15 protein-coding genes and 1 tRNA gene are annotated in these 16,396 nt (G+C 68.3%); 6 read left to right on the forward strand and 10 right to left on the reverse strand.

Annotated elements, in window-relative coordinates; genetic code table 11:
* Positions 1 to 209 precede the first annotated feature (209 nt).
* The 3 genes from IT361_11490 (at position 210) to IT361_11500 (ending at position 2,742) form a co-directional block, all read left to right on the forward strand.
* Positions 210 to 1,292, forward strand: coding sequence for a beta-lactamase family protein (locus IT361_11490; GenBank protein MCC6318302.1), 1,083 nt, complete (start codon positions 210 to 212; stop codon positions 1,290 to 1,292).
* A gap of 339 nt (positions 1,293 to 1,631) precedes the next feature.
* Complete coding sequence (locus IT361_11495) at positions 1,632 to 2,096, forward strand: DUF3592 domain-containing protein (GenBank protein ID MCC6318303.1); 465 nt, start codon at positions 1,632 to 1,634, stop codon at positions 2,094 to 2,096.
* A 142-nt stretch (positions 2,097 to 2,238) separates the two neighbouring features.
* Entirely contained in the window at positions 2,239 to 2,742 is a 504-nt protein-coding gene (locus tag IT361_11500) for a DinB family protein (protein ID MCC6318304.1), read from the forward strand.
* Positions 2,743 to 2,905: 163 nt separating this feature from the next.
* Here IT361_11500 and IT361_11505 read toward each other — a convergent pair whose 3' ends face one another.
* Together IT361_11505 and IT361_11510 are read right to left on the reverse strand one after the other, a co-directional pair.
* Positions 2,906 to 3,340, reverse strand: coding sequence for a DUF4281 domain-containing protein (locus IT361_11505; GenBank protein ID MCC6318305.1), 435 nt, complete (start codon positions 3,338 to 3,340; stop codon positions 2,906 to 2,908).
* Positions 3,337 to 4,281, reverse strand: a complete 945-nt coding sequence (locus IT361_11510) for a hypothetical protein (GenBank protein MCC6318306.1) — start codon at positions 4,279 to 4,281, stop codon at positions 3,337 to 3,339. The genes IT361_11505 and IT361_11510 overlap by 4 nt, the downstream gene beginning before the upstream one ends.
* A 79-nt stretch (positions 4,282 to 4,360) precedes the next feature.
* On the opposite strand from IT361_11510, the gene IT361_11515 reads away from it, so the two are divergent.
* Entirely contained in the window at positions 4,361 to 4,987 is a 627-nt protein-coding gene (locus tag IT361_11515; protein MCC6318307.1) for a TetR/AcrR family transcriptional regulator, read from the forward strand.
* A 32-nt stretch (positions 4,988 to 5,019) separates the two neighbouring features.
* Here IT361_11515 and IT361_11520 read toward each other — a convergent pair whose 3' ends face one another.
* The 6 genes from IT361_11520 to IT361_11545 all read right to left on the reverse strand — a co-directional run bounded on the left by IT361_11520 (position 5,020) and on the right by IT361_11545 (position 12,042).
* Positions 5,020 to 6,189, reverse strand: coding sequence for a hypothetical protein (locus IT361_11520; protein ID MCC6318308.1), 1,170 nt, complete (start codon positions 6,187 to 6,189; stop codon positions 5,020 to 5,022).
* A 62-nt stretch (positions 6,190 to 6,251) separates the two neighbouring features.
* Complete coding sequence (locus tag IT361_11525) at positions 6,252 to 7,286, reverse strand: hypothetical protein (protein ID MCC6318309.1); 1,035 nt, start codon at positions 7,284 to 7,286, stop codon at positions 6,252 to 6,254.
* Between the two features lie 211 nt (positions 7,287 to 7,497).
* Positions 7,498 to 9,111: a DHA2 family efflux MFS transporter permease subunit gene (locus IT361_11530; GenBank protein MCC6318310.1), complete on the reverse strand. Its 1,614-nt coding sequence runs from the start codon at positions 9,109 to 9,111 to the stop codon at positions 7,498 to 7,500.
* A gap of 2 nt (positions 9,112 to 9,113) precedes the next feature.
* Positions 9,114 to 10,235: an HlyD family secretion protein gene (locus IT361_11535; protein ID MCC6318311.1), complete on the reverse strand. Its 1,122-nt coding sequence runs from the start codon at positions 10,233 to 10,235 to the stop codon at positions 9,114 to 9,116.
* Positions 10,236 to 10,246: 11 nt separating this feature from the next.
* Positions 10,247 to 11,563, reverse strand: a complete 1,317-nt coding sequence (locus IT361_11540; protein MCC6318312.1) for a TolC family protein — start codon at positions 11,561 to 11,563, stop codon at positions 10,247 to 10,249.
* The gene (locus IT361_11545; protein MCC6318313.1) at positions 11,560 to 12,042 is read right to left on the reverse strand and encodes a MarR family transcriptional regulator; all 483 of its coding nucleotides are present in this window, start codon (positions 12,040 to 12,042) and stop codon (positions 11,560 to 11,562) included. Before IT361_11545 ends, IT361_11540 begins: the two co-directional genes overlap by 4 nt.
* Before the next feature lie 500 nt (positions 12,043 to 12,542).
* Here IT361_11545 and IT361_11550 point away from each other — a divergent pair, with 500 nt between their 5' ends.
* A complete protein-coding gene (locus tag IT361_11550; protein MCC6318314.1) occupies positions 12,543 to 13,889 on the forward strand; it encodes a S8 family serine peptidase in 1,347 nt (448 codons plus the stop codon).
* A gap of 231 nt (positions 13,890 to 14,120) precedes the next feature.
* Here the strand turns inward: IT361_11550 and IT361_11555 are convergent.
* Positions 14,121 to 14,202, reverse strand: a tRNA-Leu gene (locus tag IT361_11555).
* A gap of 63 nt (positions 14,203 to 14,265) precedes the next feature.
* Here IT361_11555 and IT361_11560 point away from each other — a divergent pair.
* Positions 14,266 to 14,742: a MarR family transcriptional regulator gene (locus IT361_11560; GenBank protein ID MCC6318315.1), complete on the forward strand. Its 477-nt coding sequence runs from the start codon at positions 14,266 to 14,268 to the stop codon at positions 14,740 to 14,742.
* A gap of 60 nt (positions 14,743 to 14,802) precedes the next feature.
* Here IT361_11560 and IT361_11565 read toward each other — a convergent pair whose 3' ends face one another.
* Complete coding sequence (locus IT361_11565; GenBank protein MCC6318316.1) at positions 14,803 to 16,392, reverse strand: Do family serine endopeptidase; 1,590 nt, start codon at positions 16,390 to 16,392, stop codon at positions 14,803 to 14,805.
* Positions 16,393 to 16,396: the final 4 nt, after the last annotated feature.

The raw sequence follows: 16,396 nt of genomic DNA on the forward strand, positions 1-16,396 counted from the left end.
CCGGCTTTGCGTTGGTCGTCAGGCGTCGACCCGTGGCGCGCTCCGCGAGGCGCAGCCCGCGGGGTACTACCATGGCGCGCGCGGCGTGGCCAGCGCGATACTCCACGCGACGGGCGCCTGTGGACCTCGCAGCACGGGGAACCCGCCAGGCAACGGGCCGGTGCCCCGTGCCGCACATCCTCGTTGGAGCCCACCGACCGGAGCCCTGCGTGATCACCACCCTTGCCACCGTTGCGTTCACGCTGTTCCAGGCGGCGGCCGCGCCCGCGACGCGCCCGACCCCTTCGCCGTCGACGCCCGACAGCGTGGACGCCTTCGTCGCCGCCGAGATGGCGCGGATGCACATCCCCGGCGTTGCCATCGCCGTCGTGAAGTCCGGCAAGGTCGTCGTCGCGAAGGGCTACGGCATGGCGGACGTCGAAGCTGGTGTGCCTGTGACGCCGACGACGGTCTTCAAGATTGGCTCGGTCAGCAAGCAGTTCATCGCGACGGGCATCATGCTCCTGGCCCAGGACGGTCGGCTGAGCGTCGACGATCCCGTCTCGAACTATCTTGCCGGAACCCCCGAGTCGTGGCGCGGCATCACGCTTCGTCATTTTCTCACCCACACCTCCGGCGTCCTGCGCGAAGGTCCGGCGTTCAACCCGCTGCGCATCCAGCCAGACAGCGTCGTGGTGCAGTCTGCGTACTCGCAGCCGCTGCAGTTCCCTACGGGGGCCAGGTATCAGTACTGCAACGTCTGCTACTTCGCACTCGCCGACGTGATCTCCCGGGTCTCGAACACGTCGTGGGCCGACTTCCTCACGCGCCGTGTCTTTGCGCCTGAGGGCATGACGTCGACGCAAACGACGACGAGCGAGCCGGTGCCCGGGAGCGCGAAGGGCTACGTGTGGAGGGACGCCCGCTTTGCTCCGGCAACGCAGTTCACGGCATTGCGACCAAGCGGCGCGTTCCTGTCCACGGTGCTCGACCTCGCGAAGTGGGACGCGGCCCTCTATCGCGACGATGTGCTCACGCGCGCGACTCGTCAGGCGATGTGGACGCCGGTGCAACTCACCACCGGCGCGACCTACGCCTATGGTTTCGGGTGGCAGCTCGACTCGCTCGATGGTCATCGGACCGTGAGCCACGGCGGTTCGTTGCCGGGCTTTCGCGCGGAAATGGCCCGGTTCGTCGACGACAGCCTGACAGTGATCGTGCTCACCAATGCGGACGGTGCGCAGCCGGCCACCATTGCGGCTGGTGTCGCGCGCGCCTGGTTCGCCGCCGCGCGCCCGCGATCGCGTCGATAGCACGTCCTGAGGATCGACGAAGACCCTTCGCCCACGCGCAGGACATCTCACGCTGCGGTGGGCCCTGAGGTCGTGATGTAGATGATTCCCCGGTACTCCGGGGGCACACGCACCGGGGCGCCCCGGTACTCGCAGCCGTGACCGTACACCACCGTGTACCTCTCCCACCGTCAAAGAGGCCCAGGTTCCATACGGTCCGCTGGTCCTGCAGGGGTCGAGGCGCAGCGGGGCTGCGTGTCTTCCGTACGAAAACGCATTGTATGACCGCAGACGCAGCCGAGCCCGCTTCGTCTCGTGCCTTACCCAGGTTGTGCACGGACCTTGCATTGGCGCGCTCACATGGACGCGAACGCTCCCATCGCCGGCGCCCTCATTGTGGCGCTCGGGGTTTCTGCCATTGCCATCGGCGCGGCGTCGCTGATTCACGGCTCGCGCGCACGCCGTTGGCCCATTGTCATCGGGCAGGTCATTCCCGCGAATGTGGATGCTGATGCGCGTCGTCGCCGTCGTGGTGTGAGGCGTTTGTCATATCGCTACGAGGTCGGCGGACGCACGTACCGCAGCGATCGCAGCCAACTTGCATGGTTCGGCGATCGACGCCCGTCCGCCAGGCTCAGCCGTCGGGGCGATGCCGCGGACATGCGCGTGCACTCGGCGGACGCGTTGGGCGTGCGCATCCACGTCAATCCCGATGACCCGAGCGACAACATGCTCGAACAGCGGCGTGTGCCTCACGCGGTCGTGCTCCTGGGCCATGGGATTGCGCTGACGGTCCTCGGATTCACGCTCGTGGTCCGGCCGTAGTCGGCACACACCGCGCGGGCGCGCGGTTACCTTGAGCCGGAACACATCGCGACGCCCCTTGAGCGTTTCGCGTTCTGCTGTCGGGCGCTCAGGCCCGTCGTATTGATAGGTGCCGTCCCTCACCCCAACGCGCATCAACGGAATGTCTACACCTGAGGTCTGGCTGCGCGGCGCGATGCCCGGCATCGACCCGATCCTTCAGCCGGCGGCACACGCCATCGCGCAGGTGCGCGAGGACGTCGAACGCGCTGTCGCTCTGCTCACCGACGAGCAGCTCTGGCATCGGCCCGCGGGTGTGGCGGCCATTGGCTTCCACGTGCTGCACATCGTCGGGAGCCTCGATCGGCTCCTGACCTACGCGCAGGGTGAGTCTCTGTCGCCCGGGCAACTGCACGCGTTAGGCGCCGAACGTACGGTCCACGACGAACGTCCGGCCCGAGCGCAGTTGCTTCAGGCGTTTGCGTCGGGGATCGACGCCGCGCTGCGCCGCCTCGAAGGCATTCCCGCGGCGAGCCTGCTCGACGCCCGTGAGGTCGGACGCCAGCGTTTGCCTTCGACCACCCTCGGCCTCGTCTTCCACGCCGCCGAGCATTCGGCGCGCCATGCGGGTCAGGTGGTGACGCTGGCGCGCATCGTCGCCGCCTGACGAGTGGACGGCGGGCCATGCGGGTGACGCTGCGGCGTCGAGCGGCTGCTGTTCCAGGGCGTCCGCCATCGGTCGTGTGCGTTCTCGCCGCGGCGCGCGAATCACGAGGTAGTCGGGGCAGCCGCGGAGCCCAGGCGGGTGACGTCTCTGCATCGCGCGGCTGCTATTCGAGGGCGTCCGCCATTGGCGTTGTGCGTCCCCGCAGTGCCGTGCGAATCGCGAGGTACGTGAGCAGCCCCGCCGGTCCGAACAGGAACGTGAGGATCAGCGCCGGGATCACCGCGAGATGCGGGATGCCCCGGCGTTGCGCATCGCGCACCTCCCACCCGCCGATGAACAGGTCGAACGCGAGGTAGTGCACCCACCCGGCCAGCAGCGCCCACGGATCTTCGAACAGCGTGCGGACGCCGGCGAGCGATGAGAAGTTTCCATCGCTGCCCGGCAGCGCGACGGCGATGAGCACGACGTACAGCAGCGAGAGCGCGACGGCGAGCGTCACGGGGACCAGTCGCGCCGCGCGCCGCGGCACCAGGATCAGCGCGGCCCAGCCCAGCAGGGCCAGCGGGTTCACAAGGGAGAAGAGACGGTCGGGGGTCATGCGATGCTGCGGCGGTTGGAGGAATTGCCGGTGAGTCCGACCCACAATACGGCAGCGGTCGTGGCGGTGCCCCAGAGGAGCAGCACCGCGAGCGACGGGGCGCTCGGCGAGAGCGGGCTGTCGCCGCGCAACGCCATCGCGAGGAGCAGCAGGAAGGCGGTGCCGTAACTCGCCGTGACGGCGTGGAGCAGGCGGAGGCGTCGGCGTTCGGTCGGCACGAGCCGCGGCAGGAGTAGCGCGAGGATCCCGAGCACCTGGATCGCGTGCAGTCCGACAAAGTGCGGAATGCGCAGGTCCCCGTACTCCCGGCTCCACCCCGTGACCGGCAGTCCCGCGCCTCCGTCTGGTGCGCCGACCGTGTGCGCACCGACCGTTGGCATGCCGAGACCGGCACGCGCTCGCTCCAGCTGCACCCCGGTAGGCATCGTCATGAGCGGGCCGACGAGTGCGCCGGCGATGGTGAGTGTCATGCCCCATCGGAGCGCCGAACCCAGCACGCGATTGGTGAACGGCTGCCGCCAGAGCATCACCGCGACCCACACGCTGGCCAGCGTCTGGAGGCCGATGCCGATGCCCATCACTGCAAAGAGGGTTGCGTCGAGCGGGCTGCTCGCATTGAAGTGACTGGTCGTGCCGCGCCACGCCTGGAGGTCGATGATCGCGACCTCCAGGACAAAGACGCCGGCGGTGGTCCACGCCACCAGGCCACGCAGGCGCGAACGTGACCTGAGGTGTCCCAGAACCCACGCCAGCGTGAGGCTATAGATCGCCGTGGACATCGCGAACTTCAGCGGCTTGAGCCATGCCGGGGCGCCGGCGATGCTCCGCGGGTCGACGATCGCTGCGACGACTGTGGCCACGGCGACGACGAGCATGAGGACGCCGGTGGCGGTGAGGGGCGGACTGGATCGCCAGAGCGATCGGAGGGCAGAGGCGCGCATGGATCCTCGATGTGAACGTTGTCAACATACCGTAATCCGGAGAGTTGACGCTGTCAACATCCACGGCTACCATGCGGACATGCCGCCAGCGCGCCGTCGTCGGCCTTCCCGACGCTCCTATCACCACGGCAACCTCCGCCGCGCCCTGCTCGATGAGGCGCTCGCCATCATCCGGACGGAGGGCGTCGCCGGCGTCACGCTCCGCGAAATCGGCGCCCGGGTCGGCGTGTCGCGCACCGCGCTCTACCGCCACTTTGCCGACAAGCGCGCGCTGCTGGTTGCGGTCGCGACCGAGGGGTTCCGCACGCTCCGCGAGCAGCTCGTGTCCGCCTGGGAGGGGTCCGGCGGTGGCATTGCCGGGTTCGAGGCCCACGGGCTCGCGTACGTGCGGTTTGCCGTCGGCAGTCCTGCACACTATCGCGTGATGTTCGGCGGCATGGCCGACCACGACGTCGAAGATCCCGAACTCACCGAGCAGGGCCACGGAGCCTTTCAGTCCCTTCTCGATGTGCTCACCGACCTGCAGCGCGTGGGTCTCGTCAGGCGCGACGACACGCTGGTGATGGCCGAGTATGTGTGGGCAGTCGTGCACGGCGTCGCGATGCTGGCCATCGACCGGCAGCTGGTCAATCGCCCCGACGTCGAGGCCTTCACGCGATACGCGATCTCGCGCCTTGCCACGGGCCTCGCGAGCCCGGAGGCGTAGCTCCTACGCCGGGAGCCCTTCTCGCCGTCCCGTCAGCGCTTCAACGGCGGATTCAACAGTGACGGAACGCGATGCAGCCATAACGCCACCCCAGAATCGGCACCGATTTCCATTGACACGAACGTAGTGTCCGTGAGGAAGAACAGCGGCATTGGGGCATCGGCCATCGTGGCGATCTTGTGGCCAGACGCGTCGAAGACGTCGATCGGACGCGCAGTGCCATGCGGGGCGTCGCGCTGCACCCACACCTGGTGCTGTGGGGAGACGCGAAGGCTCCTGACGACAGGAATGCGACTGGCCATGGAGCGCTGCTCCAGCGCCGACTCGCGGCTGAGCCTGCAGCCGATAGTCCCCACCTGAACGGTACCTCCCAACCGTTCGCGAAGGGCGGCGACCCGGTCGGCCTCGCGGGGTTGAATGGGTAGGCCAGCAACGTGGCGATCCGCGCCTTGAAGGGCGACCTGGTACTCGACTCGCGTCGTGCGGGCATGGAATCCTGGTGCTGCGTCCCATCGGAGCGTCGGCCAGAAGACGGGCGCCTCGCCGGATTCGACGATGACATTGCACGGATAGACCGTCGGCTTCACCGTCGCCGCTTGTGTGGAATCGATGCCTATGCTTCGTCGGCCTTCCCGAAGACTCAGCCGCTCATAGGTTTGACTGCCTACCGAGATTCGTTCAGCTACGAGCCAGCGGCCGGGGCCGACATGACGAAGCCCAAGAAGGCGGGTCGGCGACACGTCGACAAGCGTGTCGAGCGGGAGCTGGCCCATCGGCACACCGGAGTACGAGAAAACGACCAGCGCCAGCTTTCTGCCGTCCACCACGCCAATGCGATCATCCAGCATGCGAACGAGTCCTTGCGGGAACAGCAGTTCGCCAGGCCCCCCGCCTCCCCGACCGAACCTCCGCACCATGGCGCCTGACGTATCGAACACGACGATCTGTTTGCCGCGATAATCAAGGAGCGCGAACTCGCCGCTGCCAAGCGGAACAGCACCTCCAACATCCAGCCGCTCCAGTACAAAATCGACGTCCTCGTCGCCAAGCAGGCGCTTGTCGCTGCCCGAGGAATCCGCGCCGTGCGACCCTGCCTCGCGAACGCGACCATCAGGCCTGCATGCCGAGGCCACAAGTTGGCAGGCAGCCCAGAGCAGGGCAGCCGTGGGTAAACCTGCAAACCCTTTCCGCGCGCGCCTCATGGAGTCGGGCCGTGGGATCTGACAACGGAGTCCGCGTGCCGCCACACTGCGACGCGGGCGCCTCATTTGGGCGGGTAGGTGAGCAGTGCGATACGTTGGGGGTCGATCGCCGTTGACCTGGCGTCCAGCGCCACAACCGTATCGTCACTGATCACCCCGATGACCTTCCGCAGGCTCGAAGCTGCTGTGCATGCGTGTGGCCGCGCTCTCTGGCATCGCACCACCATGTAGCGATCGCCCCCCAGCGCTTCGTCGAAACGTGCAAGGAGTGAATGCGTATAGCCGGGGCTGAGAAACGTTTGCTGCAGCTCCGACGCAGTCTTCCGAAACTCCGAGATGCTGATGAGGTCCATGGATCCGCGCACATCAGCGCCTGGCGCTCGCATCCAGGGAAGGAGGCTGATCTCGTCGGCCACTTGAAGCGAATCAGAAAGCAGCCGCAAGACAGGTGAAAGCGGCTGCGTGCAGTATGTCCCCTCGGCCGCCGAGACCGCCGTCATGGCGCGAAAGATCGCCATCATTCCGTCTCGGCGCACACTGGCGACATACAGGGAGTCGGCACGACAGCCCGACGCCAGGAGTTTGCCTGCCTGGTCGAACCGATGGACGAGCAGCGCCTCGCCAGCTGCCAGCAGGCTGTCAGAGGACGTCGTCGCCACCAGGAGATCACCTTGGTGACGGGCCACCGCAGTGACGGGGAGTTCAAACGCCAGGGTGACGCGTCGAACCAGCGAACCATCCGGGCCAAACATCCAGACGCCGCGCGCGGCGTTGACGTCCGCTACCAGGAGCGTGTCAGCGTCCCAGCTGAGCGCATTGGCGCGCGGCGGTGCCAGCAACGGGTCGTGCGCGTGCGCCAGGCGCCAAAGCAGCCGTCCATCTTGCGCATACACGAAGAGCGACTGGCGCGTCTTGTCGGCGATCGCCAAGCGCCCTCTCGACCACGCAGCCAGTGTTACCTCGGTCGGCGAGCTGCTTGAATCGTCCCCAAGCGCGATCGTTTCGACCACGAACATGGCTGGATTGCCTGGGTCGACGGTGCCAGTATCCGCACAGCTGACGCTGGTCGCCAGGAGGAACAGGGCGCGGAGCCTCATCCTGGTCATCGCGGGACGCAGAGCGAGGGATCCACGGCGGGCGTGGGCAGGTCACGCGGTTGTTGCCGTCCAAGTCGATGCACAGGGTCGAAAATCTAACCACACGGCGCGGCTGAGCAGGTCACCTCAATGAACGCAGGCATGTTCCTGCGCTGGCACCTATCGGTCTACCGCCGCGGTCGCCTGAAGTGGAGCGCGACGGACGGCTGAGCTATTCCGCGTGTACGGGCGGCCCCCCTCGAGACGGGGTCGGCCGCCTGACGAGCAGCACCAGCGGCAGCGACGCGAGCATGATCAGCCCGCTGAACAGGTACACCTTGCCGAAGGCGATCGCATTCGCCTGTGCCAACACCTGACGGTCGACCGTCGCCAGCGCCAGTCGCTGGGCCGTCCACGTGTCCGCGCCGCGCGCGACGAACCCGCGCGCCAGCGTGCCCACCCGCTCGAGCGATACCGGGTCCGTCACCGCGACATGCTCGAGCAGGACGGCGCGCGCCTGCTGCGTGTAGCGCGTCAGCAGCGACGCCATGGCTGCGATCCCGAACGAGCCGCCGAGCTGGCGAAAGAAGTTGCTGAGCGCGGCGCCCTGGGGCAGCTCGCTCGGCCCCAGGTCAGCGAGCGCAATGTTGGTGAGCGGCACGAACATCATTCCGAGGCCGAGTCCACGCAGGATCAACGGCCACAGGAAGTCGGCGGCACCGGCCTGGGCGGTGATACGCGACAGATCCCACATGGACCAGCCAAACACCACAATGCCGGTCGCGATCACCCAACGGGCATCGAGACGGTTCATCTGCCGTCCGACGATGGTCATCGACACCGCGGTCGCAATCGAACCGGGCAGGATCACCATGCCGGTCTGCCAGGCGCTCATGCGCAACATGCCCTGGAGGAAGATGGGCAGCACGAACACGGACCCGAACAGTCCCACGCCGAACAGGATGCCAATGACCGTCCCGATCCACATGCCACGGTGCCGAAGCACGCGGAAGTCGATGATCGGCTCGTCGACCGTCAGTTCGCGCCACACCAGCGCCACGGCAGACACCACCGCCACGATGGACAGCACCACGATGGTGCGCGAGTCGAACCAGTCATCACCCTGGCCGTGCTCCAGCACGTACTGCATCGCGCCCACGCTCGCCGCGAGCATCGCCACGCCGAGGTAGTCGATGGTGCGCGGCTTGATGTGGTGCGGCGCGTCATGCACGTACACCAGCACCATGACAGCGGCCACGATGCCGATCGGGATGTTGATGAAGAAGATCCACGGCCAGCTCCACGCATCCGTGAGCCATCCACCCAGGGTGGGCCCGAGCGTCGGGCCCACCATCACGCCGAGCCCGAACACGGCCAGGGCGGTGCCGATCTCCTTGCGCGGGAACACCTCGTAGAGCAGCGCCTGCGATGTCGTGATCAGGGCGCCGCCACCGATACCCTGCACGATGCGCCAGACAATCAGGGTTCCGAGGGTGTCAGACGCGCCGCAGAAGAACGACGCAGCGGTAAAGATCACGATGGACGCCGCGAAGTAGCGCTTGCGACCAAAGTACGCGGCCAGCCATCCGGTCATCGGCATCACGATGACGCTGGCCAGGATGTACCCCGTCGACACCCACGCGATCTCGTCGATGCTGGCGCCCAGCTCGCCCATCATGTGCGGGATCGCCACGTTCACGATCGACGTGTCGATCACCTGCATCATCGACGCGAGCATGACGGCGATGGCGATCAGCCATTTGTGCGGATCGCCCTCCGTTGCGTCGGCCGGCACGGTCGCGCGCTTCGGCACGTCCACGGCCTCGGGGGCCGGTCTCGCGGTCACGCTCATCGGCTGCCAGTGGACCCGTTGGCAGGAGCCGGCGAATGGGTGTCGATGGTCGCGGTCACCGACATGCCGGGCCGAAGCGGCCTGTCGGCGCCGCAGCCCTGCGTGATCTCAACGCGCACCGGAATGCGCTGCACGACCTTGGTGAAGTTGCCGGTGGCGTTGTCGGGCGGCAGCAGGGCGAACTTCGATCCGGTCGCCGAGGCAATGCTGGCGACGCGGCCGGTAGCGAGGCAGTCGGTGTAGGCGTCGACGTGCAGCGCCACGTCCTGTCCGACGCGGGTGTGCGCGAGTTGTGTTTCCTTGAGGTTGGCGGTCACCCACACGCCGGTGGTACCGACCACGGTCATGAGCGGTTGTCCTGGCTGCACGAGCTGCCCGATCTCGATCGCCTTCCGCGCCACCATGCCCCCTTCGGGCGCCACGAGCGTGGTGTAGCCGAGCTGCAGGGCGGCGTTGTCGCGCGCGGCGCGTGCCGCGAGCAGCCGGGCCCGCGCGAGTCGCACGCCCGCCTCGGCGCTCACGACGCCCGCACCCGCCGCCCTCGCCTGGCTCTCCAACGATGCGATGCCGGCGCGCGCCGCCTCGGCCGCCGTGCGCGCGGCGTCGAGTTGCTGCTGGGAGACGATGCGCTTGCCCGCGAGATCCTCGGCGCGTGCGAGGTCGGCCATCGCCCTGGCGCTCTGTGCCCGCGCTGCCACCAGTTGGGCGTCGAGCGCGGCGTGCTGTCCCGAGGCCGACGCCACCTGGGCCTGCGCCTGGCCCGCCGCGCTGCCGCCGCCCGCGGTCACCAGTGCTGCCTGCCATTCGGCTTCGGCCTGCGCCAGGCGCTGGCGGTACTCGGCATCTTCGAGCTGCACCAGCACGTCGCCACGGCGCACGGTGTCGTTTTCGGAGACCGAGATGGTCCGCACGTACCCGCCAACCCTGGCGAGCACGGGGACGATGTGCCCGTCCACCTGTGCGTTCTCGGTGGACTCGTGTGTGGAGGCATATTGCCAGCGCCGAACGCCGATGACGGCGGCGAGCGTCGCGGCGATGGCGAGAATGGCCCACGGCACGTAGCGTCGCCGCGGCGTCGTGGCGCGGTTGCCAGTGCCGGGCTGGGTAGTATCAGTCATCGCAGGTGGGATCAGGGAAGGGCGGTGACGCGGCCCTGGCTGCGCGCCAGGGCGATGCGTGCCGTGTGCTGCGCGGCGAGCGCATCGACGTAGAGACTGCGTGCGCCGTTGAGCCCCAGTTGTGCGGCAATGACATCGGCGTTGCCGGAGACGCCGGCGCTGAAGCGATCGCGGGCCTGCGCGACTTCCAGTTCGGCGAGGCGCAGGCGCTCGACCGCTGCATCGAGCTGCTCGCGCGAGGACGCAACGTCGAAGTAGGCGCCGCGGACATCCGCCTCGGCCTGCTGCTCGAGGTCGTGCAGCCGGGCTTCGGCCTGGCGTGTCGCCGCGTCTCGCTGCTCGGCGCGAGCCCCACTGCGAAACCCGTCGAACAGCGGCACCGATACCTGGATGCCCCACGCCCAGGTGCCGAGAAGATACGGATAGCTGTTGCTGGTGACGCCGTCGTCACCAAACACGCCGACGGTGGGCAGGCGTTCGGCGCGCGCCGCTCGTGCGTTGCGGCGGGCGGCATCGAGCGCGGCCCTGGCGGCGAGTACGTCCTGTCGTTCGCGGCGCGCGTGCTCGATGGCCGATGGCAGCGTTGTGTGCTGGTCGGCATCGAGGGGTGCGAGCGAGTCAGCGAGCGCGACCTGGGCATCCAATGGAAGTCCAACGCTTCGCAGCAAGTCGAGGTGCGCGCGGTCCACCTCGTTTCTGGCGACAATCAGCTGGGCGCGGACCGCGGAGAGCTGCGTGCTTGCCCGGGTGACGTCGAGCGCGACGCCAACTCCGGCCTGCAGCTGGTCCTGCGCGATGCGCAGGAGCCCGGCCGCGAGACTGGAGTCGCTGGCACGCGCGGCAAGGTGCGCCGTCGCACGGAGGGCGCGGACGTACGCCAGTGCCGCGGCAACGGCCGTCTGTTCGGCAACGCTCGCCGCATCGGCATCAGCCGCGACGGCGGCGGCCCTCGCTCCCCCAAGGCGCCCGCGAGCCGCGGGGTCGAGCAGCGTGGCGGTGACGCGCCCGCGCACGTCGACGGTTCGCACGGGGCCGATGATCTCACCGTGGGCATCGAACCCCGGGAGGGGGAGACCGAAGGATGCGGTATTGAACGTCCGCTGGCCGTCCGCGAAGGAGGCGTGCGCCGATGGAAGGAGCGCGGCGCGGGCCTCACGCGCGCGTCCATCCGCTTCACGCGCGCGGTAGCGCGCGAGGGTTGCCGGGGCACTCAGTTCGGTGGCGAGTCGGGCCGCGCCTCCGAGCGTGAGGGTGCGCGGTGCCTGCTGCGCACGGACGGGTGTCACGGCGCCGAGGGCGAGCGCGCAGGCCAGGAGCGGACGTGTCACGCGCGGACCCTCCGGGCACGTTTGCGCGCGGGCCGCCGCCCGTCGCACCAGTCGGCGAGCGCCCGGGTGATGACCTCGGAGAGGAACGCGTAGGCGTCGTCGAGGTCGTCCAGGCGAGCCGCGACCGCGGCGTCCGTGGGCCGAAGCTTGCGGGCCATGGCGATGGCGTCGCGAAAGCGCTGCATGCGGGCGATCCGCCCTTGCATGGTGCGGCGAGGGAGATCCGGGGCGACGCGGTAGTAGTCGCGCCGATCGCCGGGTCGGGTGACGAGTTCGATGACGCCGCGGTGTTCGAGCATCCTGGCGTTCACGGAGACGGCGGCCTTGCTGACGGCGAGGAGGTCGGCGAGTTCTTCGAGCGAGGTGGGTTCGGGCCGGGTGAGGAGGAGCCCGAAGACGCGTCCGGCGCCACGTGGCAGTCCGTCGGCTTCGCTGATGACGCCGAGCTGCTCGATGAACGTGCTGAGGGCGGGATCCATGTGGTTTATAACGTCAAGATCGTTAACAGTGTACTTAACGCTATGTAACTGACCCTCTCGGCGCCACCCACGTCGTGTTCAGGCGCGAGTGGCCGCAACCGGTCGGGTCGGGTGTGGATCAACGGAACCGTCCTCACGTCAGGCCTGCTGGCGGAGGCGGGGGTGCGCCTGGTGAACCTTCATGGTCGGCGTGCTCGCGCGGGCCCTCGACGCCGCCTGCTCCCCGCAATGGTGCCGGTGGCGGACGCGGACTCGCGACGTGCACGTCTGTCAGCCGTGGTGCGAAGTACGCTGCTTGCTCCGCTGCCGCGGGTGTCGGGCGGCCCGCCGTGCCAGGCACACCGCAGCAACGCAGACCCGTTCGATAGCCCCCGAAATCGGGCGCCGCTCGCGCCCCCCCCTTGCGGGGCCCCTTGCCAGCCACGACCCGGGGCGCCAGTCTAGCGCCATCAGGGTTTGCCTACCTAAACGTTGTGTGCGTCGGCACGCTGGAGGTGTCCATGACTTCGCCCCGCAGGTTCCCCCGTGCTCTCCTTCTGCTGGCGCCCCTGTGGGCCTGCACGACGGACCCCACCTCCGCGCCACGGACACTCGCGCCTGACGAGCCTTCGCTCGCCATCAGCGCCGGCACGCCGACAGACCGCTACCTCGTGCAGCTGGCCCCCGGTGCCGCCTCGGTCACGGCCTCGATCGCCAGCGTTGGCGCCGCCGTCCAGCGCTCGGTGCCCGCACTTGGCCTGTACGAGGTCAGCGGACTCGACGACGCCGGTGCGCAGAGTCTGCGCGCCAGGAGCGAGATCGTTGCCGTGGCGCGCGACATGCGCCAGCAGTTCGTGCCGGCCTTCTCCGGTGCGCGCGTCCAGTCAACGCCCGGGCCGCGGCCCCTCGGGTCCGACCAGAGCGGCGCCTTCTTCTATCCGGTGCAGTGGAACATGCACCGCATCCAGGCGCAGGCCGGGTGGGCGGCCACGCCAGGCGGCGCCGGCGCACTCGTGTGCGTCCTCGATACCGGCGTCGACCCTGGCCAGGCCGACCTCCTCGGCAAGGTCGATCTCGGCAAATCCGCTTCCATGGTGCCGAGCGAGCCGTTCATCGAGGACCTGCACTTCCACGGGACCTACGTCTCCTCGCTCGTCTCGAGCAACGGCATCGGCATGGCGTCGGTAGCGCCTGACGCGCAGCTCTGCGCCGTGAAGGTGCTCGATGCGAATGGCAGCGGCAACTTCTTCGACCTCATCGGCGGCATCGTCCACGCGGCCGACGTCGGCGCTGACGTCATCAACATGAGCCTCCGCGGGTTCGTCGACCTGAGCGACCCGAACGGCGCCGCCCTCTTCCAGCTGCTCGGCGACGCGGCCAGATACGCCCGGCAAAAGGGCACGCTCCTGCTCGCCGCCACCGGGAACGACGCGCTCAACATCGACCAGATCGAACCCTTCCGTGTGATCCCGGCGCAGACGCCAGGCGTCACCGGCATCACCGCGACCAAGCAGGGTCTCGAGGGCACGGAAGCGATCGCGCCGTACTCCAACGTCGGCAATACGGTCACCGACATCACCGCCCCCGGCGGCGATTTCAATCCGTCGAACCAGTTCGACTTCGTCCTTGGCGCGTGCAGTCGCTACGTGTGTGGCGCCGACAACTTCTATCTCCTGGCCTCGGGCACGAGCGCGGCCTCACCCCATGTCGCCGGCGTTGCCGCCCTGGCTGAGTCGTTCAAGGCAGGCAACCAGAATGAGGATCAGCTCCGCGCATGCCTCGCACGCGGCGCCGAGAAGCTGCGCAGGCCACCGCGCAGCGCGCAGGGGCTCGGGCGGATCAACGCCCTGCTCACCGGCGTTTGTTAGTCGCGCAGTGCCGCCGCCAATCTCGCGTCGCGTCGTTGTATTCGCCGGTGTCGAGCGCCATGCGCCGCCGGAATACGGCCGGGTCGCCCGTGCGCGGAGCGGTGGCGACGGCACGGCGACGACGAAGAGACTGAACGGCGCGCCCTTCGCAGGTACCCGCGGCCATCCCAACGGATGGCCGCGAGTGCGAGGTGGCCATCCGTTTGGATGGCCGCGTGCGCGAGGTGGTCATGCGGAAGGCGGGACTCGAACCCGCACGGAGTTACCCACAGGATCCTAAGTCCTGCGCGTCTGCCAGTTTCGCCACTTCCGCCTGACGGAATACTAAGCCGGATGGTGACCTCCCGGGTCGCCGCGTCGACGCTATCCTGTGCGCATGCTCCGCCGCAAAAAATCCCGGCACTCCGTTTCCGACGCCACTCACGAGGTGGCCGATCGCCTGCATTCCCTCGCGATCCACCTGCTGCGACGGCTGCGCCGCGTGGACGCGGAAAGCCGCCTGAGCGGTCCGCGGCTCTCCGCACTCTCGGTCGTGGTGTTCGGGGGACCAATGGCGCCCAGTGCGCTCGCGCGCGCCGAGCAGGTGGCGCGGCCCACGATGACGCGCATCGTGCAGGGACTCGAACGCGACGGCTATGTCACGCGGGAACCCGATCCGTTCGACCGACGCGTCATGCACGTGACGGCGACGAAGAAGGGCTCAGCCGTCATGCACGACGGACGCCAGCGCCGGGTGGCCATGCTCTCCGCTCTGCTCGCCGAGCTGCCAGCCTCGGAACTCAGGGAGATCCGCGCCGCGGTCGACGCGCTCGAGTCGATCGTTGCGGGCCGGCGCGACAGCAGCCGAAAGTAGGAAGGGCCCCGAATCGCCGGGGCCCTTCGTGCGCAGTTTTCGCCGCCGCTGAACGATCGGCTACTGCTCTCCGACCGTGAGCGTGACGACCCGGGTGCTGCTCGTTTGCGCATCGTAGATGAGGACGCTGACCGGGTCGCCGTCCTTGACCGCGCTCAGGATCGTCTTGAGCTGCTCGGCGCTGGTCACGGACCGGCGCGGACGCGGGAACAGCACGGCGGTGATGATCTCCGAACCGTCGGCCTTGAAGTAGCTGCGTCGGGCCCAGGGTTCGCCGTCGACCACGCGTACGCCCTGACGATAGTCGGCCGGAATCTTGTTCTCACGAACGAAGGCCTCGCTCAGCGGCTCCACCGTGACGCCGAGGGCTGGCGACGCCCATGTGCCGGTGCGCGTCGAGTTGCGTGAGGACGGATCCTCTTCGCTCTCGTTCTGGCTCGCCGCGAGTGCGCGTGCTTCAGGTTCGGCTTCGATCAGGCGGACGCGGATCGTCTTGCGGTCTCCAAAGCGCATCACTTCGAGTTCGACCGATTCCCCGGGCTCATGGGCCCGAATGATGCGCTGGAGCGTGCCCACGCGATCGACCGGCTTGCCGTCCGCTTTCACGATTACGTCACCGGGTTCGAGGCCGGCGCGCTTGGCCGGGGAGTCTTCGGTGGTATAGCTGCCGACGACGGCGCCGGCGATGTTGGAGAGGCCGGCGGCGCGTGCGGTGGACGGTGTGACCTCGGCGATACCGACGCCGATGACCGCGCGGCGCACGCGACCGTTCTTGATGAGGTCATCCATCACGTCGCGAGCCAACGTGATGGGGATCGCGAAGCCGTAGCCCTGGTAGTAGCCGGTGCGCGTGGCGATGGCGCTGTTGATGCCGATGACCTCACCCCGGATGTTGACCAGCGGCCCGCCGGAGTTGCCGGGGTTGATGGCCGCGTCGGTCTGGATGAAGTCCGAGATCGCATAGCGATCGCTGTTGACGCCGATGTCGAGCTGTCCGCGCTGCTTGGCGCTGACGATGCCGGCCGTCACGGTGTGATCGAGCCCCAGCGGGTTTCCGATCGCGAGCACCCATTCACCCACGCGGAGCGCGGCGTCGTCACCGAGGGGCGTGGTCGGCAGGTTGGAGGCGTCGATCTTGAGGACCGCGACGTCGGTCTGGGGGTCCTTTCCGACCACCTTGGCCGTGAACTCGCGCTGGTCGGTGAGCGTCACCTTGATGCGATCCATGCCATCGATGACATGGTTGTTGGTGAGGACGTAGCCGTCCGCCGTAACGATGAAGCCGGATCCGCTCGATGCCTGCGGCTGTTGCTGCTGCTGGGGCCCAAACTGCTGGAAGAAGTCTTCGATGCCCGGCGGCTGGCCCTGGCGCCGCTGAACGTTCGGGCGCTGCCGAGGCTGTTCGGTTCGGAGCGCCGAGATGGAGACGACGGCAGGCGTCACCTTCTCGGAGATGCCGACGAAGGAGTTGTTGAGTTCGGCCACGGACGCCGGCGCCGGCGTGAGGCTGGCCTGTCGAACCGAGGTGTTGGCCTTGCCCTGGGCGAAACCGAAGCGTGTCAGATCGAATCCCGCGGCGAACACCAGGCCGCATGCGAACGCGATGGCGACGGCTCCGAGGAGCTTGGCGCGAGAGGAGACGCTGGTCATAGGA

The sequence above is a fragment of the Gemmatimonadaceae bacterium genome, from assembly GCA_020846935.1.
Taxonomy (GTDB): Bacteria; Gemmatimonadota; Gemmatimonadetes; order Gemmatimonadales; family Gemmatimonadaceae; genus RBC101.

What these genes read in the sequence shown, in the direction of transcription:
- IT361_11495 (MCC6318303.1), top strand. Translation starts at nt 1,632, where the DNA reads ATGGACGCGAACGCTCCCATCGCCGGCGCCCTCATTGTGGCGCTCGGG.
- IT361_11500 (MCC6318304.1), top strand. Translation starts at nt 2,239, where the DNA reads ATGTCTACACCTGAGGTCTGGCTGCGCGGCGCGATGCCCGGCATCGAC.
- IT361_11505 (MCC6318305.1), bottom strand. Translation starts at nt 3,340, where the DNA reads ATGACCCCCGACCGTCTCTTCTCCCTTGTGAACCCGCTGGCCCTGCTG.
- IT361_11510 (MCC6318306.1), bottom strand. Translation starts at nt 4,281, where the DNA reads ATGCGCGCCTCTGCCCTCCGATCGCTCTGGCGATCCAGTCCGCCCCTC.
- IT361_11515 (MCC6318307.1), top strand. Translation starts at nt 4,361, where the DNA reads ATGCCGCCAGCGCGCCGTCGTCGGCCTTCCCGACGCTCCTATCACCAC.
- IT361_11520 (MCC6318308.1), bottom strand. Translation starts at nt 6,189, where the DNA reads ATGAGGCGCGCGCGGAAAGGGTTTGCAGGTTTACCCACGGCTGCCCTG.
- IT361_11525 (MCC6318309.1), bottom strand. Translation starts at nt 7,286, where the DNA reads ATGAGGCTCCGCGCCCTGTTCCTCCTGGCGACCAGCGTCAGCTGTGCG.
- IT361_11535 (MCC6318311.1), bottom strand. Translation starts at nt 10,235, where the DNA reads ATGACTGATACTACCCAGCCCGGCACTGGCAACCGCGCCACGACGCCG.
- IT361_11545 (MCC6318313.1), bottom strand. Translation starts at nt 12,042, where the DNA reads ATGGATCCCGCCCTCAGCACGTTCATCGAGCAGCTCGGCGTCATCAGC.
- IT361_11550 (MCC6318314.1), top strand. Translation starts at nt 12,543, where the DNA reads ATGACTTCGCCCCGCAGGTTCCCCCGTGCTCTCCTTCTGCTGGCGCCC.
- IT361_11560 (MCC6318315.1), top strand. Translation starts at nt 14,266, where the DNA reads ATGCTCCGCCGCAAAAAATCCCGGCACTCCGTTTCCGACGCCACTCAC.
- IT361_11565 (MCC6318316.1), bottom strand. Translation starts at nt 16,392, where the DNA reads ATGACCAGCGTCTCCTCTCGCGCCAAGCTCCTCGGAGCCGTCGCCATC.